The sequence below is a fragment of the Pedobacter sp. SAFR-022 genome (genome assembly GCF_051965375.1).
GTDB lineage: Bacteria > Bacteroidota > Bacteroidia > Sphingobacteriales > Sphingobacteriaceae > Pedobacter.
The window spans coordinates 187,681-211,465 of sequence record NZ_JBQCME010000002.1; the positions used below are offsets into that span (position 1 = coordinate 187,681).

Sequence of the window (23,785 nt, forward strand, 5' to 3'; positions counted from 1 at the left end):
TAAACACATAAAAAAACACATATGGCTAACAGCACCTCAATAGCAAAATCATTTAAACTACTGAATCCTGGCAACCTTGATGGGTGGTATGGCCCTTATGAAAGCATATCCCTTGCTAATGCTGGAGTGCCTGCCGTAATCAGACTACACAAGAAAGTTGGAATAAATACAACATCAGGCTTGGTAGAATATTGGTGGAATGGTGGCAATGGGGATGGAAATTTGGTTCCAGTTGCACCCGATCTAAAGGGAGGTAAATTCTCTCTTGGGTCAGATCCGCTAGCTGGATCTTCTGTTGGAACAATTGTCAACAGAGTCTATTTTTACACGAATTCTTTAGGTAAAGGAGCAACACTTAAATCCATAGGTGGAAATTTTACTCAAGGAGGGACATTAAGAATAAAACGTTTTACTTTATCGTCAGATGGTCTAACCTTTATTTATCATTCTCAAACTTCTGCAATAGTTACAGCCGGACTTGTTAGTGTTAAAACTACTGCGGACCTACAGTATTACCCTGGAGATATCATAGCAATACAATCTTCAGACGCGATAATATCTAAAGTAGATGGCCCGGGATGGAGTCTATTACAGGGAAAAGCATCACAGACAGATGTCGTGAGCAATACAGCAATATCCACCTTGTCTCCCCCTACGGAACTTGCTCTTCAATTAAGGTTTAACTTTGAGGTCGCTAAAGAAGTGTTATCCCCTTCCGATATTGTTAATAGCCTTACGATTGGAGATAACAAAAAAGTTCTTTCTGCGGAATCAGGCAAAGAGTTGAATAGTAGGCTTGTTTCAGTTGAAAAAGCTCTAGCAGAAACTATTCTGTTTGGGCATGCAAAACCATCTAGCCAGGGGGCATTGTCATCTCCAGACAGAGCATACTGGATTGATTCTAAAATACCTATTAACAGTCGTCCTTCTGAATTGGTTATAGCTGTTCCTGCCGGCGGAATATTATCTGTTAAAAGATTTGTGCAGGTTGAAAACGTTCTGGTTTATAAAGGGGAATTTGAATTACCCGTAGCTCAAGGCATAAACACTATCCCAATAGAAAATGACTTTCATTTTTTTTCAGGCGATACCATAGCTATTTACAACACGGGAGGTCTCTTTATAAATACATCGGAAACAACATGGTCATCAATTAAAGGCGGTGCAGCTTATAAAGATGTCACATCTGACGTTCCAATGTCTGCATTGAGTTCATCGACGGCAAGCCTGCAGTTCCAGATGAAGCTATCGTATGTTGGAGATATTAGCCAAAATGCAAACCTATTAATTACGCCTGATCCAGAAGGTTATTGGATGGTGCCATGTTACGGTCAATCTCTGTCGATAAACACTGATGCGGGTCCTTCAACATTTACAGAGATTGTTCCGATCGCATACACGCAAACCGGAGCGCATGCGAATGTTCAAGATATGAATGGTGGTTATGCTGAAATGTTCCTGGCTATGAGCAAGGAGTACAAAGCCCTTCCATCTGATTTCCGTATGATGACCTGTTTGGGTGGAGCTGGTGGAAGATCTGTTCTGCAGTTATCAAAAGGGAGCACATTTTACACAACATTGCTAAACAACATCCGAGCAGGAAAAGCAACTGCAGATGCGGCGGGTAAGCCTTACAATGTACCGGCATTTATCTGGACCCAAGGTGAAGAAGATTACAGAACTGGAGGTGTACCAGCAAACTACGGATTAGGCGACTGGAACCCTAATCTATACAAATCTAAGCTTAAGACGTTGCTAAATGACCTGAATGTAGACATTAAGGCGATCACAGGGCAAAAGAATCATGTTAAGATGATTATGTATCAGACTGGCAGTCATAACGCCTACTACAGATATCCAAGAATAGCAATGCAGCAGCTGGAATTAGCCTTAGAGGATGAACGCGTCTCGTTAGCTAAGACTATGTATGAGGCAGACTACAACACTGCTGACTATGTGCACGCTCCAGCTAAGACTTATAGAAACATGGGTAATCATTATGGTATCGCCCTGTATAATGCTACAGTTAAAAATGAAAGGGTATTACCTATATCGCCGACACAACACTTCATTGTAGGAACAGATGTGTATATTAAATTTTATACACCATTTAGACCATTGGTATTTGACACCACAACCGTTGGCCCCTTGCCGGATGGAAACTTTGGCTTCAATCTATATTCTGTTGTGAACGAAACAAATGGCGCCTTTGGAACAATTTCGCAAGCCGCACAGTCGATCACATCAGTGAGTCTGTTTGGTCCGGACGTTGTTAAAATATCTTTATCGGCCGTACCAGCAACAGGAACAAGACTTACTTATGGTGTAAACGGTGATGGATCGAATTCAATCAATGGAACTATCGATGGTGTTGTTGGGAAATCGGGCAGGATGTTGGGTGCCAGGGGAAACCTGAGAGATAGTAGAGGTTACATGAACCCTGTGGCGAACTACTTCACATTGTACGGTTGGTGCCCTATTTTCGAAATTGTTTTATAACCTAGTTCTTTTTGTTGGAGAAACAAGCGGGGGCTGATTAAATTAACGCTCTCATGTATTTTATGCCCCCGCTCTCAAACTATACGGCAATGATAGTTACCGGCCATCCGACCTTCGTAAATATAGTATAGCCTTGTATCTGTTCAGCGTGGTAATTTATTTTGAAATAAAAAAATACAGAGCAACCCTGCTATCAGGTGGTTTGATGCATACGTAGCATGGGTTGATGGGCAGAAGAAAGGAGTCGGTATTTAGTACAGCCCATTAACGTCAACAGACCAGGACGTTTCCTTTGGTTCGTCATATGCCCGCACCCAAATGGTCAGCTCATCGTCAAACACCCGCTGCATCTGATTGATGAACGGATATACCCCACTCGTGGTAAAATCAGGCTTTGTGAATCCTTCCTTGAGTCGGAGCCAGTACCTATGATCATCAAGATCCTGCCTGTACTCGTATTCAATACTCTCAATGAAGCCTTTAAACCGCTGCTGGAAAACGATCATAAATGATTCCCTGTCGTGAACTTCCATATCCTCCATGCTGAAATACAATTTACAGAATCATTTTTTTGGTTCCAAGCCAATAAAAAAGCGGAACCCATCCAGGCGCCGCTATTGAAAGGTAGGTAATTGAAGTAAAGTGTACCATTAATTGAGTGCAAGATACCTGACCTATATTAAGCTCAGGTTAAGCACAAATCAACGTTCGGACGGCATAGCTAAATCAGTTAACCCAAAAAAAAGCCCCTCATTTCTGAGAGGCTTTGGATGAAGGTTATAACTTACTTAGCAAGTTTATAGCGAATGTTTGCAATTGCGAGGCCTTCAACTGGCTCATCTCCAGTTGGACTATCACTGCTTCTTAATGTGACCATAGTGAATGGTTCTGTTGCTTTCACGGCAACCAAACGTGCGCCCGATGGACTTTTTGTCACCAATTGACCTACTGAGCCCTTATTGCTATCAAAAACCCAGTCGCCGTACGATGCACCAAATCTATGGTTATAGTTTTTGTGATTTGGGGCGATCTCAAATCCGAACTCAATACATGGTTTGGACAGATATATAATTAGCTCATCTCTGCTAATCGTTGTATATAATACTTCTGGATTTTCACCCTGAACGTAAGGTGCTTCGCCCCAAGCTGAAGTCCATCCAGTTTCGTTGGATGATTTTAATTTTAGAAGTCTTGCTTCTGAACCGCCGGAAGCTCCACTGAAAAAGCCGATCGTAAGTTTTCCATTTTGGATGGAGTGGTAAGTTTTGTTGTTTTCTAGTTTTGAAATATCAACTAAACAGGTCTCATTCAGATACTCCGGTGTGGGAGTCTGGATAACTGTGAAAGGAAATTTAGGACCTCCATAAGGGTCATCCGGGGGATTAGGAAAAATTAAAGCTTTAGGTGCGTCTTTTCCTGCGGGATAATCTGCAATTCTACCGCCAAAGGAAAGTTCGTACGGATTTTGTGCAGCTGTATTAGAAAGCTTTGTGCCTTGATCAGTTACAGAGGATTCATCCTTTGAGCAGGAGTTTAATGTCGCAAGTAGACCTACCGCGGCAAAAGCGGTAATAAAATGTTTTTTCATGGTTTATGTTTGTTGTTGTTTATTATTTAGCAAGCTTATATCTGAAGTTAGCGAGAGCGATTCCATTTGCTGGAATATCTTGTGTAGGATGATCCCCCAGATTGATCATGACCATTGTAAAAGGCTTTGTTGCTTTGACTGCGATCAGTTTAGCTCCGCCTGGACTTCTACTTACTACCCCTGCACCTCCTTTTGCGCCGTCAAACAACCAGTCTCCATATTGCGCTGAAATTTGGTGATCACCATTTTTGCGATTTGGAGCTACTTCGAAGCCGAATTCAATAAGTGGCTTTGAGAAATATATTACCAGTTCGTCGCGATTTATTCCGGCATAAAATACGTCCGGATTTTCACCTTCTACGTTCGGCGATACACCCCATGAGGAATTCCAACCAGTTGCGCTGTTAGATTTTAATTTAACTAGGTTAAACCTAGAGTCTCCATCATACGGCGATTGGAAGAATCCCATTGTAAGCTTGCCATTCGTAAGTTGACTATAGGTTTTGCCATTTTCGAGTTTGGAAACATCCACCAGGCAGGTCTCTTCAAGATACTCTGATGTTGGTGTTAAAATCTTGGTATATGGGTAGCTCGGCCAGTTCCATGGATCATCAGGTTTGGGCGGAAAGTAAATGGTGCTGGGTTTAGTACTTCCCGGTTGAGGTAGAACAGCGCCGTAGGTAAAGGAATACTCCTGAGTTACAGCAGCCTTTGTCGTAGTCTCCAGCTTTTCATCTGGCTTAGCCATTGGTCCATCTTCCTTGGAGCAGCTTATGATCATGGTTCCCAGAGCCACGAACATAAAAGAGCGAAAATAATTTCGTTTCATGTTAATAATTGGTTTTTGATGCAGCGAAAATAGCGGATAATCATCTGATTAGTATTCAATGTAAACTGTTGTTACCTTGAATGTAACCTGTGGTGTAAAGCGGGAAATAAGCGAGAAATAGTTTGCCTTGTTGAGGAGTTGAAAGCATGAAAAAGAAAAGGGCAGCCAATGCTGGCTACCCAATCCCTTACGCTCTCACCACAAATGTAGCAAGGCAGCTCAAAAATTTGTCATATACGGGTTGTTCGTGTAAGTAAATGTAAAGATTTGCACAATAGCCACATTGCACGGAACAGATATTGCTAATAATATTAGTAAATTCGTGTCGTTAACCTACCATGATGCAAAACGATTTAAAGGATAAGAATAGCGAAGCGTATAAGGATAAGCTAAAATTAGCTATGAAAGCGTTTAAGGCTGGTTGTATCATCTATTCTCACGAAACCAAGCAATGGTACACTCCTAGGGAATTCATGGACTGTGATGAACGTGTGGTCTTTAAAGCGATGGGGATGGAAAAGCACACTAATTTCACTCTCCTTTATCCTGAGCATGCTATTAAAAAGAAATTAGAAGATCTATGCAGGGTGGAGCAGGAATTTGATACTTTTATGAAGAAGATGTTGGCGGCTTTTAAGTTTAGTCCATTAAAGGCGGATGGTAACAAGAATTAAGAACATTAAGCTAATACGGACATCATTCAACGCTATTGCTAAGTAATAATGCACTACTGGTAATACAGGTGTTAATTAATGCTGATGAGGGAGCACAAGTAAATTAAAAAATATGGAAGAAATGTCGGACATCAATCATTCAATTATTAAGCTTATTGCAGATGTTGCAACAGGGAAAAATCTAAATCATCATTTGATCAATGTAGACGCAGGTATTAAAGACCTTTTGAGGATAATTGAAGAAAACTCAGGTCCAGGGGTTAACATTGAGCCCTACCTTTATTACAAAAACCTATTATTCTCATTAAGAGAAGATATTATGCGTGGACTCAAATACGGCGATTTCAGAGCGACAGCTATAGAATAAAGGATAGTTGCGGCAAAATACGGTGTATTATTTACACCATGGGTAATAATTTCCATGTGTAAGTCAATGCTTATTATACAGAAGTATCGATAGAAGCCCTTTTAAGCGCTTTTGGCTTTGCTGGCATCATGGTTGCCTAAGAGATTGTGTAAATAAATTTGAGATTTATGATTCTATTATCTACTTTGGTGATGCGAAGTATCAAATAACAGAATCATCAACCTTAAACAGAGAGTCAAAACAGACATCATTTATTAACAATATTCCCGGTCGAGAGGTAGCCCCTCATTCTCCTATTTCTCTGTAAAGAGTTATTTGGTACTTCGCAGCGACCGGGATACTTTATTTTAAAGGTCATGCGAAGTACCAAAAGTAAAAACCAAAACAAGCAGATCCCTTCAGAGCAAGGTAGAGCTGTTAAAATCACAATCAATGAGGCAGACGTGAATTATGCAATCCAGAAGCTAAGTCATTTTAAAGATTGTTACTAAAGTGGAATTGTCCAGGTATTTACGGATTATTTGAAACATCAAAATTTCAAACAAATGAGGGATGAGCTTGAAAAAGTACCTCACAGTGGTTCGCCTTCAGATGTACAATGGGACATCGATACCGACATGGGATTCATGGATGTTATTTATCCAGATGTTGAGAAAGGAGCAAGCGATGAATAAGGCATTGAAGCTATCTACAATCAGCCTAGCCGCGGCATGCGTATTCATGCTACTTCATGTTTGGGGGGCTTTGTAATGACGAACAACAAATTTCTGGTTGAACTAGCTATGTACAAATACTGGCTTTCAACAAACCCACCGATCAGGGAGGTAGCTATTAAAAGTGAGATATTCCTTCAACTGATAGAGAAGCCAAAGACCAGAATAGCCAACATAAAGAAAATCCCATGAATGTGACGTTGAAATTAGTCCTGTATATCTCTAAGACTTATACCGATGGATCTCATCCGGTGGTAATCCGATACACCTTAAACCGAATACGGAAAAGTAAAGTAATTCATAAGTGCAAGCGAGAGGAATGGGATTTTAGAAATCATGAACTTAAAGGAAAGGCTAGAAATTCTGCACTCATCAACAGCTATCTGGCTGAAGAATACTTTAAGGCCGAAGCAGACTTGTTTAGACTCCGAAAAGGTGAAATTGCCTTTGATGACTTATTTAGGAAAAAAACTGTAATGACCCTAGATGACGCTCTTGCTCAGGAACTCGAACGATTTAAGGCTGAAAAGAAAACAGGTGCATACAAGAGGTTTGAAGGATATAAAGAAGTGCTGAAGCAATACTTCAATAGTGACTCTGTAGATATTGCTGCGGTGAATATAAGATGGTTTGAAAAGCTGGCAATGTTCTTTGCTCAGGAACTTGTTGTTAAGGGCAAGATCGTCAAAAAAGCAAACAGCAATAATGTTGTCCAAGTTAAGATAAAAGCCATCCGCCAAGTGATTGCGAAATACAGTGGAGTCCGGCCTTCAGAGGACATACAACGTTTCAGAGTAAGAACTACCAGGACGGTAAAACAAAAACTTACTGGTGAGGAACTGGACCGAATAGAAGCACTAGACCTTGTACCCGGCTCATTAGAGGATGTGGTGCGGGACATCTTCTTTCTGCAGATATATCTTCGAGGCGCCCGTATTGGTTCGATTTTACAGGCTTACTCTAATCAGTTTGATAACGGCCGGTATGTAGCGGTAAATGGTGGGGGAAAAAAAAACGTTGGTGCCAAACTCATACCAAAGGCACAGGCAATAGTTGATAAATACTATGGTAAACATGAGCGGTTGTTTCCAATTTATAAATGGCAACCGGATCCAAAGGCAAGTGAGTTTGAAAATAAAAGACGTAGTATCAAGAAGAAAGAGGCATCAACGGCTATCGTGAATAAGGTTCTGAAGGTGCTGGCGGAAAAGGCGGATATTAACAAACCCCTCTCATCACACATTGCTCGACACACCTACGCACGTATGGCTATTGACAAGATCAACAATCCAATGATCACCATGGAGTTATTAGGGCATAGTGATTTGAAGGTGCATCAGGGGTACTTGAACGATATCCGGAAAGATGATGAACTGGATAAAGCGAATGATGATATCTTCAATGAATCTTGAATCAACAAAGAAAAACTCTCAACTTAAGGGACTAAAACATAAAGCCATGGAAGGTGTAACCATAATATCAACCGAGCAGTACAATGTACTGATCAATATGTTGGAAAGGACGCACGATACAGTGCTCCATCTAGCCAAACAGTTAGAAGATATCAACTCCAAATGGATGACCACAGCACAAGTTTGCGCTTACGTTAAGAAAGAAAGAACCTGGGTAATGCAGCACAAGCACGAACTTGGTTCCACAAAGCGAGCTGGCACGCTCCTTTTTAAACGGTCAGCAATTGACGAATTTCTAGGCGAAGATTGGTTTAGAGAAGGAGAGAAACCAGAACCGCTGGTAAAAAGGCCAGCCAAGCGGAGATCATAGCTATTGCTTTAACCCCTACAGCAATGTGGGGGTTTTCTTTTTACTGGATTCATTCCATAAAATTATGGAGCGAGGCCAAAGTGAGAAAAAGCACTTTGACTGACCTAATGAAAGGTAAGAAAGGCTGATTTCAGATGAATTATGTAGAGTTCTATTTCCTTTATCTGATCTTCGACATCAAGAGAATTATCCTTAGATAATTTTAGTAGTAACTTTCGTTGCTCAAGGAGTCTTATTGAGGTCCATATAGATTTTTCAAATTGCTCGGAGTGAGCATCTTTCGGTATATTAACGTAGGGAGAAGGATCTGGCATACAGTATGTTTTGACGTGTTTAGACCTAAATTTGGACGTAGTCTTCGTCAAATAGTACATGATCAATCCTATCCATGTGTTCTAGGAAATCGGAACTCTTGTTTGAAACAATCTTGTTCTTGAAATCAACTATGCATACAACATCTGCATTAGCATTTTTTAAAGAAGTCTCTAAATACAAAACTTCTTCATGGGTACAGCGATCCAGTATTCTGTAGCCTAGGTCCGGGGTGTAGTAAATGATTCTTACCATGGCAGCAATTTCCGGAATCACGGCAAAGATGATGCAAAGTTTGTTTGTACTATTACCTTAAATCACCGAGAGAAACACCTGAAAAGAATCACAAGTGCAGTGTTATGACATCTTTTTTGAGAGTAACTTCTGGTTACACACATAATCAACCCAACCCCTACAGCAATGTGGTTTTTTTTCTTTTGCTATACCAAAACAGATCAGTAGTTTAGGGATATAATTAACGTCTCATGAAAAAACTATTATTCCTTCTCATGATAGTATACGCTATAGGTACATCATGCAAGAAAAGCGATGAGAATCCCACTGTTCCCATTGATATGACTTTAAACACTTATTCAGCTGATGCAAAATTTGGATCGTTGCCAGTTGTTTTACAGTTGCGGTTTCAACAAGACGGAACAGTACAGCTTAATTCTTTCCCTGATGACGATGTAGTCACTTTAAAATACGATATAAAGGACAGGAATGCATCGAGTACTACACTACGAATTTATGGAGTGCTCGATAAAACGCTATACGCTAATAAATTCACCAAAGGCACATCACTAGATTGGCAGGCCGAAATAGGACGTCTAAGTTATAACGCGGAGATTGTCGGATTTACAGCGGGGGAGTATCACTTTACGTCCTATTAAAATGTGTCGTGATGATCAAGAGGTCAGATCTTGTAAGTCCAGTCGTTGAAGCTATCCTGCATATTTTATATGACAGCTATTTGCCAGGAACTAGTCTTTGGCCCAAGCAGGGTATAAAACTCGGATACGGGGCTGACTATAATGGCAAGGATTCTATCTATTGCATAGTCCATATACATGAACCAAACGCTAAGCCGGTGCCTGTATTTATTAGGTTTAACATCTACACTCAAAAAGAATCTAAAATTCTAAAACAAGCAAAACATATTGAGTTGATAATGGATCATGCGATATATGGAGGTATTGTCTTTAAAGTCGAACACACTCATTACACACACACTTCGACACACATACTCGGAATGATGAATTTAACAACTTTCTTAATTTATTAAACTAAATGCGCGTCATACCAGGTTGCAAACTAGGGTATACGTCAACTTAGATCATACTACACTGTATGTAATTCCGTATGTACGCAAAAAAAGAAGCCCCGTAAATGATTAGTTTACAGGGCTTTAGTGTATGTAAGTGTACACCCAACAGGATTCGAACCTGTGACCGACGGTTTAGAAAACCGTTGCTCTATCCAGCTGAGCTATGGGTGCCTATCCGCTTGGAGCGCCAAAGATAGAAGTTCGTTTGTACTTCAGCAAATCTAAAACGAAAATATCCGCTATTTTATTGATTTGCAGGCTCAAAATTTAGCATTATTCGTTTATTAGGGTGGCTTTCTGCATAGGAGAGGATCAGATTCACAATATAATCGTTAGACGGATAAGGATCCAAAGCAGACTTCAGCAGATCTAGGTCATTTACATCCGTGTGGTGAGAAACGTAGCCCATACCGTAAAACTTGCCTTTTTCAATCCACAGGCAACTTTGCTCATCTGCGTTGCGGCCTTGATCAATCATGACAAAGGAGGGAAGCATGACCGTAAGATGCTTTATAGCCTCCTGCACTCGCTCATTATATGTAGAGGGGCTTTCTTCACCAATACATGCACCGTTACAGTTCCCTTGCTCATGACCAGTACAGGCGGTACGATTTCGCTGGACAGAACATAGCTTCTCGCACAGTTGAAAATCTTTTATCAAAGTTCTGAGTAGATTATGTCCATCTAATAGGCTGTTGAAACTATATAAGGAAGGACATTGCTTTTTGTACTTGTCAATACCAAGCCTCATGTAACCATTCTGATCCATATACTCATACAAGGCATACTTTTGTTCAAAGCGCTTCAGTGCACGATTATTTTCAGGCCAAAACTTTTTAATCTGTGTAGCCTCCAGAATAAACGCCATCAACTCGGTTCCACAGATATCGTAATCGATATTATGTATATTTTTTAGGAACTCCTGCCGTTGCTTGCTGCTGCTGTTGCCACTAAAGTGAGAATAGACGCGCTTTTTAAGATTCTTTGCTTTTCCGATATAAATTATTTTGCCCTTCTGATCACGGAAATAATATACCCCTGGTTGGTCCGGGAGCCTGTCAATATAATTTTTTGAGAGATGTGGAGGCAGTACCTGCTCCTTGGATGCTTTCTGTAAAGAGCGTAAGATATGATCCTCGCGGTCAGCAGTTAGGAGCATCCCGAAGAGTATGGCTGTAGCTGCAGCATCTCCCCCAGCACGGTGGCGGTTTTCCAGATTGATTTCAAGTGACTTGCACAGTTTGCCCAAACTGTAGGAGGCCAAACCAGGAAACAACTTCCGGCTTAGTCTTACCGTACATAATTTTTTACAGTTTAACGTAAAGCCACATGCAGCAAGCTGATGCCGGATGAAGGCATAGTCAAAATTAACATTATGCGCGACAAAAACTTTATCATGTAGTAAGTCAATTATTTGTGGGGCTATTTCTGAGAATACAGGCGCATCTGCCACCATCTCGTTGCTTATACCTGTAAGCGCTTCAATATAGTTTGGAATGAATTGCTCAGGGTTAATCAGGGATTCCCATGTTTGGATGACCTCATTCCCTTCCATGATGTGGATGGAAATTTCAGTGATGCCATTTCCGGATGGATAACCACCGGTTGTTTCGATATCTACAACGGCGTATTTCATGTCGTTTTTCGGAATAGGTTGATGAGATAAAGATGCTAATAATATTAGTAACATGTTAATTTATTCTATTATATGACATTATTGGCATACAAATCGCTTGACCTCAGTGAAATGAGGGTAAATGAAATGAGAAAAATACTGGCGGTAGATGATGATAATGATATACTCGATGTAATCAGAATCATCCTGGAGGACGAGGGTTACGAGGTTGCAACTTTAACGAATGGTAAGGATATCATAGATTCTATAACAAGCATAAGACCTGATCTGATATTATTGGACGTGATGCTGAGCGGCATGGACGGGCGAGAAATATGTAAAACAATAAAAGCGGATGCACATTTTAATTTTATTCCAATTATTATGATTTCTGCAAGCCATAATCTACAGAACTACAGCGCATTGCCCGGGCCTCCGAATGGCTTTATCCCAAAACCTTTCGACATTGATAAACTTGTCAATGTGGTAAACGGCCACTTCGCTGCTTAAGAAAGATATTTTAAACAATTATCAAACAGCTTTGTTTAGTATCAACTAACCGGATATAAGTTATGTTGAGCAACTATTTAAATCTGCAATTTGATTTAGCAGGAAAGCCTGTATCGGGCTTTTGCATGCAAATTCACGATGATTTTCATGAAACCTATGCTGTTGTACTGGATGGGTATCATTCCTTCTGCGTATGGCTGGATGGGAATGCGAATTGGAAGTTCTCCAAGTACGCGAACATAGAGCCCGGTATACTGGACAAGGTCATTAGCCAGCTAAAGGCACTCAAGCCGAGTAAATAACAATCTTTTTTTATTGATTTAATGCTTGCTTACCCGAAAAACAGGTAGGCCAGGCTGATTGCTGTGATTACCCCAACCAAATCTGCTAGTAACATAGCTCCGATAGCATAACGGGTATCTTTGACGTTTACTGCACCAAAGTAAACCGCGATCACATAAAAGGTCGTGTCTGAGCTACCCTGCAGTATACTCGAAAGCCTTCCTGCAAAGGAGTCGGGTCCATGCGTAGTCATGGTGTCTATCATCATTCCTCTTGCTCCACCACCGCTCAGTGGTCTGATCAGGGCCGTGGGGATCCCATCTATAAACCGCGAGTCTACATGAAAAAACAAACAAACCTGCTTCATTCCGTTGATGACTACATCAAAAGTGCCGCTCGTTCTTAGCAGGCTAATTGCGATAAGCATTCCAACCAAATAGGGGATAATACGGATTGCCGTGTCAAACCCACCTTTCGCCCCATCTACAAACGCATCGAAAACATCAATCTTTTTGTAAACAGCACCCAAAACAATAATGAAGAAGATGAACAACAACAGACCGTTACTGAGTATTCCCGAAAAAGACTGAAGGCCTTCGGTACTGAGGGAAGTAAGGTAAAGTACCAATAAGGCAATGACACTTGATAATCCAAGTACCCAAAGCAGAATTGCCGGAGCAAGTACATTAATTTTCTGCTTGAAAGACACGATCAGCATCGCGGCTATGGTTGCCACGAACGTTGCGATCATGCAGGGAATAAAGATCTCCGTAGGATTAGCTGCATTTAAGGAAGCCCGAATAGCGATGATACTGACGGGAATAAGCGTTAACCCCGAAGCATGCAGGCAAAGAAACATAATTTGTGCATTAGAGGCCCGTTCCTTATTTGGATTAAGTTCCTGAAGGCTTTCCATAGCTTTAAGTCCAAAAGGCGTAGCAGCGTTATCTAAGCCGAGCAGGTTGGCAGAAAAGTTCATCACCATATGGCCCGTTGCAGGGTGGCCTTTAGGCACGTCAGGGAAAAGCTTGGAGAAGAACGGACCGATAATCCTCGAAAGTACCCTAATGCCTCCAGCTCGTTCTGCAATGCTCATGAAGCCCATAAAGAGTGCCATGATACCGATTAGCTTCAAACAGATATTTACGGCAGTCCAGCAGGTCTCAATCACGCCGTCAACATGGAGTGGATTGCCCGGATCGTCGGCTTTGCCTACGATCATCCAATTAAAAATCTCTGATTGTCCAAGGAAAAAACACTTAATACACGCAACGAATATTGCAACAAGGATAAAGGCTGACCAGATTCTGCTTAATGCCATTTAATATTTGAAAGTTCTAAATTATTATTTTGATTGTAAAATCCCCTGTTTGAAGCTTAAAATAGTTTCGGTGCCATGTACGAGATCAAAGTCTGCAGGGCAATCGTAGACTATGTCACCATAGATTTGCATCTTGTCTGCCTGATACACTTGATATGCGTTCATAGTACTCAGGTCACCAATATCTTCAATTGAGTAAAAACATTCGATGCTGTTCCCATCTGAGGTCGGCACAGGTTCGTAATTAATGCCAATGCTCGTACGTATGCCCTGAAAGAAAACATCGCAAATCAAAATATGAAACAACGATTTGGTGTTTTTTGGAATGCTCAGGTAATTATCTGTGGTATTTTGAAGGTAAGATGCTGAAGAAATTGCACTTAAACCCGCTAAAATCGCTGCAAAAACCATCTTGCGGACCTCCTGGAATTTCCGGTCACCAATTATACTGCCACCTTCTATTAATATGGTTGCAGTGCCTGCTTTTTGGAAGTTATCGCCAAATGCCCGCGGTTCAAAGGTATCATCAAACAAGCCGATTTTCCCAGGCAACATGCCGAGAAGGCTGTCTTTTATACAGGCTATGACCTGTATTGCCTGACCACGGTTGTCATTCAGGCTGCCGGGCTCGTCGAACGCGGGCGCTAGAAAGGATAATGCTGCTGGATATGTACTGTTCTTTACGCCCCATAAGTTCGACTGGTCATGTAAGTTAAAGCCAAAAGAGGGTTTAATCTTTTCATGCATGGCTTTAAGAACTTTTGCTTCTGCACTTGCTGCTCGCAAATAGTCACGGTTGATGTCTATCTGCTGTGCATTTCTTCTGCTAAACCGTTCCGCACCATCCGGATTTACCATTGGTAGCAGGTAAAGCGTACAGGCGCTTAAAAGTAGGGTGCTTATAGGAGAACCAGCTTGATGTTTAAGAAAATTCAGAAGGTCCATCAGCGCCATGGTACCGGTTGTTTCATCACCATGCATCTGGCTCCACAGGAAAACCTTACATGGACCGGTTCCAACCGTCAATAGACGTATTTCCCTACCTTCAAGGGAGTGCCCTGCAAGCTCGGTGTTGAAATCTCCCGAATGTCGATCCAGTATTCGCATGAGATCCTGATGTTTAAAGAAACGATCTTCCAGGCCTGATTCCCTGAAGGAATCATATGATTCTAAGATTTTATCAATCTTCATATAAGGGTATAAAAAAGCCACTGCCGGAGGAGTCCGGCAGTGGCAAAGCTATAGATTTTAGTTTATGGTTTGGCGTCGGTGAGTTCAAAACCCCAGTTAATTCCCTTTTCTGTCGCGGGTACACCAGTCACCATCCACTGTGGTGCCTTCGCGCCTTTTAGATAGTGATCAAAGAACTGCTGTTCGCGGATGGAGATGTCCTTACGATTTTGTCGCTGCACCAGGTTGTGTGCTTCATTGTTATAAACGAGCAACCAGGCAGGTTTTCCAAGTCTTCTCAAGCCAGCAAACATTTCAATGCCTTGATAGTAGGGCACAGCACCATCAGCATCATTGGCCATGATTGCAACTGGTGTATTTACTTTCGGAAGGTAAAACAGGGGAGAGTTCTCGATATAAAGCTCAGGTTTTTCCCATAAAGTGGCACCGATGCGACTTTGTGTCTTCTCATACTGGAACTGTCTGTTCATGCCGCTTTCCCAACGCATTCCGCCGTAAGCAGAAGTCATGTTCACCACCGGAGCTCCTGCCCAGGCTGCAGCGTACATATCGGTTTGTGTGATGAGGTATGCCACCTGATAACCACCCCAGCTTTGTCCCTGAATGCCGATCTTCGTGCCATCTACCCAGCTGTTCTTCTTCAGCGCTTCGACACCGGAGTTGATGAACTCCATGGCTGACTTACCCGGGTATCCAGTTTCATAGCTGATGTCTGGCGCAAATACCAGGTACTCATTACTAACGAAAAACGGGATGTTCAATCTTGAAGGCGTAGGGGCCGGTGCTTGATAGCTATATAACCCATCCGACAGTTTCTCATAAAAATACACGATCATTGGGTACTTCTTATTCGGATCAAAATTCTCCGGTTTATATAAGATACCTTCAGATTTATAGCCTTTTGGCGTGGTCCATTTAACCAATTCTGCAGTTCCCCAGTTATAGTTCTGCTGCTGCGGATTTGTTGCGCTTAGCTTAACTTCTGTTTTCAGGTCCAATGAGCTGAAAACATTCGGAGAATTCGTGTAGTTCGCCTTTTCATAAACCAGTAGATCTGCATCTTTAGCCTTAACAAGATCAGAAAACTTGAAAGGAGCCATCACAACCAACTCAGGATCTTTGGTATTTCCTAGGTCTTTTCGGAAAAATCCATTCTCTTTAGTAACATTATTAAAGGCATCCAACCAACTTGTTCCTTTATTGATGAATTCCGCTTCGGAGTCAAGCTTCTGATAACGTAGTGTGATTTGATTCTTTCGGCCATATCCGTTGGTTATGTTTTTTGGTGCTGACTTACCTTCTGGATTGAAAGCCCAGATGTCGTACCGGTCATAAATGTAAACGGCTTTATCTTTTTCTGCCCAGCCAGCAAGCCCGTAGGATGACGGGTCTGCCGGAACATCATTCTCTTCATCAGCAAACTTCTCCTTCAGATCCTTATTCAGGTGTACAGTTTTTCCATCAGCGATGTTGTAGCAGTACCAACCCGAGGTTCTTTTGTCGAAGTAAAGCACATAATTTCCATCAGGGGAGGCCATCACGTTACTGTTGATACCAGTCAAGATCTTTCTACGCTGGCCACTTTTTACATCAACTAAATACACATCACGGATGCTTTCAGCAGTCCATTGTGTTTGAATCCGGTTACCAACGTCAGTGGTTGCGAGTACATAAGCTGCATCTCCCTTTTTCACCAGGCTTGCATCTGGCAGATTTTGATCTGTCAAAGGAACGATCTTCGGATCGCTGTTGAAAATATCAATCACGGTCAGGTAACTTCTTTTCAATTCCCTGTCGAGATTTTTAAGCTGCATAGGCTGCAGGTAGTCGTCTTTGTAGCCCCAAATGTCCAGCTTAGCATGTTCAAAGTCCACCAGTGTAGTGTCTTTTGGCTTTTTAACCGGGGCAATGCCAAAGAACAATTTGGTGGCGTCCTTACTGAAAGTTAGTTTCCCATCTGCACTTACGTTCCATTTTGCCGGCATACCAGGGATCTCATTGTCTACAAGAATCTGCGCAGTATCAAGACTTAAGGCATTGTAATATACCTGGTAAGATTTGATTTCCTGCTTTTCAGGACCTGTTTCACCAACAAATGCGATCTGCTCGCCCTCCTCGTCAAACACAAAGTTCTTGAAGGTACCTTTGCTTTTAATCAAAGTTTTCAGTCCACCTTTTTCTGTATTGTATACAAATACGCCAGCAGGCGCTTCTTTGTCTTTTTTAGAACCACTGCAGGTAAATACCAGCTGCTTTCCATTCTTGCTGAAGCTGTAATCGGTTACGTATTTAAACGTCCTCGTGGCACCGGTAAGTAGATTTTTAAAAACCAGGTCAGTACCTTCAGTTTTTTTATCTGCTCCAGGTTTGTCGTCGTCTGCCAGCAAGTCAGCCATATCGGTCTTTTTAACCGCTGGTGAAGGTGCGGCAGCAGGTACTTTAGGACTAGCTGGGTTCACTTTCTTTGCGGTGTCTGGTTTTTCCAGGTGATAGGCCAGTAGCGCTGTTCCCTTTTCAGGTATCTGGAAAGACTTTACACGCGGCACTTTGCTGACCACTGCCGTGGTCAGATCAATATACCCCAGGGAATCCTTAGGCATCTCGTCTGTTTTTTTCTTTTTGATTTTGGCAGTTCTGGTTTCCTGAAATTGAGGTTTAATCAGAAAGGCAGCAAACTTGGTATCTGCACTGAACTTCACTGCTGTACCTCTTGGCACAGCAATTTTTTGGTTAGTGCTCATATTGCTGAAGTATTGCCGGGCATCACCTTCCTGTTGTGCAACATTGTAGGCGGTCCATATGCCGTTGTTGGAGATCTGCTTTGTAGCAATGCTTTCCCAGCTGTCATAAACCTGATGGTCCAATGGCTTTTTCTGTGCCAGGGCCAGGTTCACAATTAAAAGTAAAATAAAGGTGATTGATTTCTGCATATTCAGATTGATTCGCTATTAATGTATAAAAATTGCAAATTCTTAAGATAATCAGCGCTCTGTATGTCAAATATTACAGAAAAAGCAGCGTTTAATTAAGGCATCATTGAAAATAGATGTATTTAGAAGAAGGTCTTTCTGAAATTCCGAACACTTTTAATGGCCTGTCTGGTTTATTCGGTAAAATACCTGCTATGAAAAGAGTTGCAGCTTATTGCGCAGGCTATATTCAAAAAAAGCCAGCCCAAAGTTATTGCATAAAAAAAGCACCCCTTGGGGTGCTTCTAATTATTTGGTGTTCTTTCCTTGAACTTTCGCCTGCTGTTGCTGGCGCATGTACTCGTCTAAGCGAGCCTGGAATTTAGATTTCTTTCTTTTCTCTTCAGGCTTTGCTTTGTTCTCTTTAAGAATAGCATGAATCTTTTCATCATTCACCATAGACTTGATCAAAAACTGTTGACCGAAGGTTAACATGTTCGCCAGGAAGTAGTAGTAGTTCAAACCAGCAGGGTAGCTGTTTAACACCCCTAAGAATACAATCGGCATAATGTAACCAATGTATTTCATCTGACCTGTTGCACCCGAAACCTGGTTATTGAAGTAGGTAAAGATCAATGTAGAAATCGTCATTAACACACACATCAAACTCAAGTGATCCCCGATGAAAGGTAAACTAAAGCCAAACTTAATGAACTCGTCGTAAGTAGAAAGGTCCTGCATCCAAAGGAAGCTTTGTCCCCTCAATTCGAATAGATTCGGGAAGAAGAAGAAGAAGGCCATTACAATTGGTAACTGCAGTAACATCGGCAAACATCCGCCAAGTGGATTTACACCAACTTGTTTATACAGTTTCAGATATTCCTGTTGTAAAAGGGTAGGGTTATCTTCACCAACCTTTGCTTTGATCTCATCCATCTCTGGTTTAAGGATCCGCATCTTCGCCATGGAGATGTAAGACTTGTAGGTAAGTGGCGACAATACCAGTTTCAGCAACACGGTTAATACCAGAATGATCAATCCATATCCCCATCCAAAACCTTCAAGGAAGTTAAATACAGGCAGTACAACAAAACGGTTAATGTATTTCAACGGCCAGTAGCCCATTTCAACAATCTTCTCAATGTCGTGACCTTGTTTTTGAAGTTCCGAGAATTTGTTGTTACCGAAATAAAAGCTCATGCCATAGCTCTGAGCAGCCAACTGGTTAAAAGGTAGTTCCAGATTTGCAGCATACCATTTCACCTGTCCTGGCGCTGTCGTTACCTTTACCTCAACCTCACCTTTTGAGAAACCTTCTTTAGGAATCAATATGCCTGAAAAGAAGTGTTGTTTAAAAGCAACCCATTCAATCTTGCCTTCCGTTAATTCTTCTTTAACGTCTTTCGAGAAATTCAGGTGCTCTGGATTCTCATCTACATACTTGTAATAAGGTGCAGAATAAAGCTGTTCATTTGCAACTGACTTCTCTTGCTCCAAAAGAATAGCTTCCCAGTTCAGGGTAATCGCATTTCCTTGAACAAGCTGATTGAAGCCGTTTAAGTTGATGTTGAAGGTAACGTTGTTTGTATTCGGTTGAAGATCGTAGAAGTATTCCAGATACTTGTCACCATTATAATTTGCACGCATGGTAACACCAGTTCCATTCGTAGTAGAAGTAAAGTAAAGATCATTGGTATTTACAATCTTACCATTGATGTTCAATTTCAAACCGAACTTATTCTCATTTCCGGAGAATAACACCAACGGTTTTCCTTCGTAGGTTTTTTCATTTTTAACCTCTACAGACAAGATCTTACCACCTTTATTGGTAAGCGTAAGTTTTAACTTCTCGTTCTCAAGAACTGTAGTTTGCTCGGTACCGGTCAGGTTTGAGCCGAAGGGCCCCTTCAAAGCATTGGAGTCCGGTGTAACAGGTGCAGGTGCCTGCGCGGCAGCTGGCATTTTGGTAGTCGCAGCATTATTGCCGGTTCTTTTGAGTGAGTCAGCAGTAATTCTTTCAGCTTCCTTTTTCAATTCTGCCTCCGTTGGCTTGAAAAAGTAGAATGATCCTGCTAAAACAATCATGATCAGGAATAATCCTGTGAACGTATTTCTATCCATTATTGATTTTTAAACGAATTAATTGGTTTTTTTCTTCGCATACTCCATCGCAGCGGCGACAAATTTAATAAAAAGTGGATGCGGATTAGCAACTGTTGACTTTAATTCTGGGTGAAACTGTCCGCCAACAAAAAATGGATGATTTTTAAGCTCTACAATCTCCACCAGGCCGCTATCTGGATTGATACCTGAAGCAATCATACCTGCTTCTTCGTACTGCTTTAAATATTGGTTATTAAATTCAAAACGGTGACGGTGTCTCTCCGTAATATGGGCTTTTCCATAAGCTGCAAAAGCTTTTGTGCCTTTCTTGATGTCACATGGATAAGATCCAAGACGCATGGTACCACCTTTATTGGTGATGTTCTTCTGATCTTCCATCATGTTGATTACAGGGTATTCAGTGTTTTCATCGATCTCCGTCGTGTTCGCATTTTTCAATCCGATCACATTCCTACCATATTCAATCACCGCACATTGCATACCCAGGCAGATGCCGAAGAATGGTACATTATTCTCCCGGACGTACTGGATGGCATCGATCTTTCCTTCAATACCTCTGCTACCAAAACCTGGCGCTACCAGAACACCATGCAGATGTCCTAAGGCATCTTTAGCATTCTCAGGCTCAATGCCCTCTGAATGTATGTACTCAACCTTTACTTTACATTCATTTTTAGAACCTGCATGTATAAACGCTTCTATGATGGACTTGTAAGCATCCGGTAACTCTACATATTTACCGATCAAACCAATCTTAACTTCTGAGGTCGGATTCTTAAGTCGGCCAAGGAAATCTTTCCAAAGATCCAGGTTCGGCTCGCTTTTGCTTGGAAGTTTTAGTTTGCTTAAAACAATTTTGTCAAGCTGCTCTTTGAGCATCAACAATGGTACGTCGTAAATGGTAGATGCATCTATAGATTCAATTACCGCATTTACGTTTACGTTACAGAACAATGCAATTTTCTTGCGGATATCTGCACCAATATGATGTTCAGTACGGCAAACCAAGATATCTGGCTGTATACCATACTCTAATAAAGCTTTAACAGAGTGTTGTGTAGGCTTTGTTTTCAATTCACCTGCTGCTGCAAGGAAAGGTATAAGCGTAAGATGAATAACAATAGCATTGTTTGAGCCAGCTTCCCATTTAAACTGTCTTACCGCTTCAATGAACGGCAATGACTCGATGTCCCCAACTGTACCACCCAGCTCTGTGATCACGATATCAAACTCGCCACTTTCACCAAGAATCCTCATATTACGTTTAATTTCATCGGTAATATGTGGTACAACTTGCACGGTTTTTCCAAGATATTCACCTTTACGTTCTTTGTTGATCACGTTTTGGTAAATACGACCTGTGGTAATGTTATTCGCTTGTGAGGTAGGTCTGTTTAGAAAGCGTTCGTAGTGCCCAAGGTCCAAATCTGTTTCGGCACCATCTTCAGTCACATAGCATTCGCCATGCTCATAAGGGTTTAAGGTTCCTGGGTCAATGTTAATGTAAGGATCAAATTTTTGGATGGTTACATTATAACCCCGTGCTTGTAAAAGTTTGGCAAGTGATGCGGAAATGATGCCCTTCCCTAGAGAGGAAGTAACACCGCCCGTAACAAAAATATACTTTGTCATAGTGTTGAGTTGGAAAAAGAGCTTTTAGCGCCTTTTTAATTGTTTTTGTACGGGATACAAAGCTAACAATTTTAACTAAACCGGGCGTTTATCTTTTGTAAAAATGAATTGCAGCAGGCAGGTGAGGGCGCTATATCATAGATGAGCCATTGAAGCTCAACAGCTTATTTTAGCAACATTTGTAGTAGATCTTTACCTTCTGCTCCCGGTTGGACCAGGCAATATAGACCTTGTTTTCCTGTCCGAGTCGATACATAAATCCATTAAGACCTGACTGCTTCAACTCCGCATAAAAAGCTTTGTCAGGAACAAACTGATCCGGCTCTTCGGATTCGGTAACCGCTGGCTCCAGAAAGTTGTCTTCTTCGAAGAACATATCAAATTCCTGTTTCATGAAAGCAAGCTGCTTATCTTCTTTCTTTAAATCAACGCTCTGCTTGTAATGATCTATGAGCGTTTTCGCTTCTAAATTCTGGGCATAAATTTGTTTTCCATCATGAGCGATAATACTGAACTTAAGCATCATATTCTTTGGCTTGTCGCCCGTCAATACCACTCTGAACGTGTCAACCTGTTCCAGGTCGCTGAAGGGTTTAGTTATTTGCTTAACTTGCTCCCGCACTTCCACTTTTCGTGTGTTAGATTTAGGATCGCTTGAACAGCTTGCCAAGGAAAGTACACCGATAAATACCAAGAGAATTTTCAGCTTCATAGTTGAGTTATTATTGTCTGCAACCCTTAAGAAAGGGTCTTTATTCTAAGTAGATCTTCCGGGGCATCTACGGCAATGGTCTCCAAGGTTGTTGTTTTCGTCTGAATGGTGTAACCATTTTCTACCCATCGAAGTTGTTCAAGACTTTCTGCAAGTTCAAGAGATGAGGGTTCCAGTTTGGTAATCTCCAGCAGGGTGGCAGCGGTGTAACCATAGATCCCAATATGCTTGTAGTAAATCTGCTCCTCAAGCCATTGTTCCTTTTCTTTTCCCCGGACGAATGGAATGGTCTGGCGGCTAAAATAAACCGCTTCTCCTGAGGCGTTAAGTACAACCTTAGGAATGTTGGTGTTTAGAAGCTCTTCGTTGCTGTGGATCTGTTTAACCAGGGTTGCAAGCTGCACCGTACTTGCATCAAAGCAAGAAATTAAAAGGTCGATCTGTGCAGGATCAATATAAGGCTCATCCCCCTGAATATTAATGACCACGTCAAAGCCGGATTCCTTACGAATAACTTCTGCACAGCGGTCCGTGCCACTTTGATGGGCTGCACTAGTAAGATGAAACCGACCTCCAAAAGCATTTACTTCATCGGCTATTCGGACATCATCAGTTGCTACGATCACAGCATCCAAACGTGTTGACTTCGACGCCTGCTCGTATACCCGCTGAATCATACTCTTGCCATCTATTTGCACCAGGGGTTTCCCTGGAAATCTGCTGGAGCCATATCTGGCAGGTATAATCCCTATAATCTTCATTAAAATAATCCGTGAATTTCTGCTTCTATTTTTTCTATAACAACCCCTAAGTCTTCCGGATTGTTTGTGAAATCAAGTTTGTCTTTATCCAGAATCAGCAGTTTGCCTGCACTATAGCCTTTTATCCAGTTTTCGTATTTCTCGTTCAACTTTGATAGATAGTCAATCCGGATGCTTGCTTCATACTCGCGACCTCTGCGTTGAATGTTATTCACCAGGGTCGGTACAGAAGCCTTCAAATATACCAGCAAGTCTGGTGGTTTGATGAATGAGGTAATGTTGTCGAAGATTGCACGATAGTTATTATAATCACGGGTGGTCATGAGCCCCATGTCATGCAAGTTCTCTGCAAAGATATAGGCATCTTCATAAATCGTGCGATCCTGAATTACATTCCTGGTGGAGTTTTGAATGTCTACGATCTGCTGAAAACGGCTGTTTAGAAAGTAGATCTGAAGATTGAAGCTCCAACGTTTCATATCGCTATAGAAATCTTCCAGGTATGGGTTATTGTCTACAGCCTCATACAAGGCTTCCCATTGATAATTTTTGGCAAGCAGTCCTGTAAGGGTTGTTTTTCCGGCACCGATGTTTCCGACAATTGCGATATGCATGTATTCTGTAGTTTATATGTTTG

Annotated in this window: 21 protein-coding genes and 1 tRNA gene; 8 read left to right on the plus strand and 14 right to left on the minus strand. The window is 41.6% G+C overall.

Annotated elements, in window-relative coordinates; translation table 11 throughout:
* Nucleotides 1-21: 21 nt before the first annotated feature.
* Nucleotides 22-2,499, plus strand: a complete 2,478-nt coding sequence (locus ACTHQF_RS06670; protein WP_440429216.1) for a hypothetical protein — start codon at nucleotides 22-24, stop codon at nucleotides 2,497-2,499.
* 251 nt (nucleotides 2,500-2,750) lie between these two features.
* Here the strand turns inward: ACTHQF_RS06670 and ACTHQF_RS06675 are convergent, their stop codons facing one another.
* From ACTHQF_RS06675 to ACTHQF_RS06685, 3 genes are all read right to left on the minus strand, one after another.
* The gene (locus ACTHQF_RS06675) at nucleotides 2,751-3,041 is read right to left on the minus strand and encodes a hypothetical protein (RefSeq protein WP_440429217.1); all 291 of its coding nucleotides are present in this window, start codon (nucleotides 3,039-3,041) and stop codon (nucleotides 2,751-2,753) included.
* A 242-nt stretch (nucleotides 3,042-3,283) separates the two neighbouring features.
* Entirely contained in the window at nucleotides 3,284-4,087 is an 804-nt protein-coding gene (locus tag ACTHQF_RS06680; protein WP_440429218.1) for a hypothetical protein, read from the minus strand.
* Nucleotides 4,088-4,109: 22 nt separating this feature from the next.
* Nucleotides 4,110-4,916 carry a hypothetical protein gene (locus ACTHQF_RS06685; protein WP_440429219.1) on the minus strand — a complete coding sequence of 269 codons (807 nt, stop codon included), beginning with the start codon at nucleotides 4,914-4,916 and terminating at the stop codon, nucleotides 4,110-4,112.
* Between the two features lie 338 nt (nucleotides 4,917-5,254).
* Between ACTHQF_RS06685 and ACTHQF_RS06690 the strand changes: the two genes are divergently transcribed.
* Together ACTHQF_RS06690 and ACTHQF_RS06695 are read left to right on the plus strand one after the other, a co-directional pair.
* The gene (locus ACTHQF_RS06690; RefSeq protein ID WP_440429220.1) at nucleotides 5,255-5,590 is read left to right on the plus strand and encodes a hypothetical protein; all 336 of its coding nucleotides are present in this window, start codon (nucleotides 5,255-5,257) and stop codon (nucleotides 5,588-5,590) included.
* Nucleotides 5,591-5,702: 112 nt separating this feature from the next.
* Nucleotides 5,703-5,957 (plus strand): hypothetical protein, encoded by a 255-nt coding sequence (locus ACTHQF_RS06695; RefSeq protein ID WP_440429221.1) that lies wholly within the window; start codon nucleotides 5,703-5,705, stop codon nucleotides 5,955-5,957.
* Between the two features lie 587 nt (nucleotides 5,958-6,544).
* On the opposite strand, the gene ACTHQF_RS06700 is transcribed toward ACTHQF_RS06695, so the two are convergent.
* Nucleotides 6,545-6,679, minus strand: coding sequence for a hypothetical protein (locus ACTHQF_RS06700; RefSeq protein ID WP_440429222.1), 135 nt, complete (start codon nucleotides 6,677-6,679; stop codon nucleotides 6,545-6,547).
* A 185-nt stretch (nucleotides 6,680-6,864) separates the two neighbouring features.
* On the opposite strand from ACTHQF_RS06700, the gene ACTHQF_RS06705 reads away from it, so the two are divergent.
* The 3 genes from ACTHQF_RS06705 (at nucleotide 6,865) to ACTHQF_RS06715 (ending at nucleotide 9,657) form a co-directional block, all read left to right on the plus strand.
* Complete coding sequence (locus ACTHQF_RS06705; RefSeq protein WP_440429223.1) at nucleotides 6,865-8,082, plus strand: tyrosine-type recombinase/integrase; 1,218 nt, start codon at nucleotides 6,865-6,867, stop codon at nucleotides 8,080-8,082.
* The gene (locus ACTHQF_RS06710; protein ID WP_440429224.1) at nucleotides 8,072-8,452 is read left to right on the plus strand and encodes a helix-turn-helix domain-containing protein; all 381 of its coding nucleotides are present in this window, start codon (nucleotides 8,072-8,074) and stop codon (nucleotides 8,450-8,452) included. Before ACTHQF_RS06705 ends, ACTHQF_RS06710 begins: the two co-directional genes overlap by 11 nt.
* Before the next feature lie 797 nt (nucleotides 8,453-9,249).
* Nucleotides 9,250-9,657 (plus strand): hypothetical protein, encoded by a 408-nt coding sequence (locus ACTHQF_RS06715; RefSeq protein ID WP_440429225.1) that lies wholly within the window; start codon nucleotides 9,250-9,252, stop codon nucleotides 9,655-9,657.
* A gap of 531 nt (nucleotides 9,658-10,188) precedes the next feature.
* Here the strand turns inward: ACTHQF_RS06715 and ACTHQF_RS06720 are convergent.
* Nucleotides 10,189-10,262 (minus strand) — tRNA-Arg (locus tag ACTHQF_RS06720).
* A gap of 73 nt (nucleotides 10,263-10,335) precedes the next feature.
* On the minus strand, nucleotides 10,336-11,727 hold the full coding sequence (locus ACTHQF_RS06725; RefSeq protein WP_440429226.1) for an exonuclease domain-containing protein: 1,392 nt from the start codon (nucleotides 11,725-11,727) through the stop codon (nucleotides 10,336-10,338).
* Between the two features lie 126 nt (nucleotides 11,728-11,853).
* On the opposite strand from ACTHQF_RS06725, the gene ACTHQF_RS06730 reads away from it, so the two are divergent.
* Nucleotides 11,854-12,216, plus strand: coding sequence for a response regulator transcription factor (locus ACTHQF_RS06730; protein WP_440429227.1), 363 nt, complete (start codon nucleotides 11,854-11,856; stop codon nucleotides 12,214-12,216).
* 62 nt (nucleotides 12,217-12,278) lie between these two features.
* Nucleotides 12,279-12,518, plus strand: a complete 240-nt coding sequence (locus ACTHQF_RS06735; protein ID WP_440429228.1) for a hypothetical protein — start codon at nucleotides 12,279-12,281, stop codon at nucleotides 12,516-12,518.
* Nucleotides 12,519-12,547: 29 nt separating this feature from the next.
* Here the strand turns inward: ACTHQF_RS06735 and ACTHQF_RS06740 are convergent, their stop codons facing one another.
* The 8 genes from ACTHQF_RS06740 to ACTHQF_RS06775 all read right to left on the minus strand — a co-directional run bounded on the left by ACTHQF_RS06740 (nucleotide 12,548) and on the right by ACTHQF_RS06775 (nucleotide 23,762).
* Nucleotides 12,548-13,720, minus strand: a complete 1,173-nt coding sequence (locus ACTHQF_RS06740; protein WP_440429230.1) for a nucleoside recognition domain-containing protein — start codon at nucleotides 13,718-13,720, stop codon at nucleotides 12,548-12,550.
* 123 nt (nucleotides 13,721-13,843) lie between these two features.
* Nucleotides 13,844-15,010 carry a M14 family zinc carboxypeptidase gene (locus ACTHQF_RS06745; protein ID WP_440429231.1) on the minus strand — a complete coding sequence of 389 codons (1,167 nt, stop codon included), beginning with the start codon at nucleotides 15,008-15,010 and terminating at the stop codon, nucleotides 13,844-13,846.
* A 62-nt stretch (nucleotides 15,011-15,072) separates the two neighbouring features.
* Nucleotides 15,073-17,940, minus strand: coding sequence for a prolyl oligopeptidase family serine peptidase (locus ACTHQF_RS06750; protein ID WP_440429232.1), 2,868 nt, complete (start codon nucleotides 17,938-17,940; stop codon nucleotides 15,073-15,075).
* A gap of 288 nt (nucleotides 17,941-18,228) precedes the next feature.
* Nucleotides 18,229-20,040, minus strand: a complete 1,812-nt coding sequence (gene yidC / locus ACTHQF_RS06755) for a membrane protein insertase YidC (RefSeq protein ID WP_440429233.1) — start codon at nucleotides 20,038-20,040, stop codon at nucleotides 18,229-18,231.
* Between the two features lie 18 nt (nucleotides 20,041-20,058).
* Nucleotides 20,059-21,675 carry a CTP synthase gene (locus tag ACTHQF_RS06760; protein WP_440429234.1) on the minus strand — a complete coding sequence of 539 codons (1,617 nt, stop codon included), beginning with the start codon at nucleotides 21,673-21,675 and terminating at the stop codon, nucleotides 20,059-20,061.
* 169 nt (nucleotides 21,676-21,844) lie between these two features.
* The gene (locus ACTHQF_RS06765) at nucleotides 21,845-22,387 is read right to left on the minus strand and encodes a hypothetical protein (protein WP_440429235.1); all 543 of its coding nucleotides are present in this window, start codon (nucleotides 22,385-22,387) and stop codon (nucleotides 21,845-21,847) included.
* A 26-nt stretch (nucleotides 22,388-22,413) separates the two neighbouring features.
* Nucleotides 22,414-23,148, minus strand: a complete 735-nt coding sequence (kdsB, locus tag ACTHQF_RS06770; protein ID WP_440429237.1) for a 3-deoxy-manno-octulosonate cytidylyltransferase — start codon at nucleotides 23,146-23,148, stop codon at nucleotides 22,414-22,416.
* Nucleotides 23,148-23,762: a deoxynucleoside kinase gene (locus tag ACTHQF_RS06775; protein ID WP_440429238.1), complete on the minus strand. Its 615-nt coding sequence runs from the start codon at nucleotides 23,760-23,762 to the stop codon at nucleotides 23,148-23,150. Before ACTHQF_RS06775 ends, kdsB begins: the two co-directional genes overlap by 1 nt.
* Nucleotides 23,763-23,785: the final 23 nt, after the last annotated feature.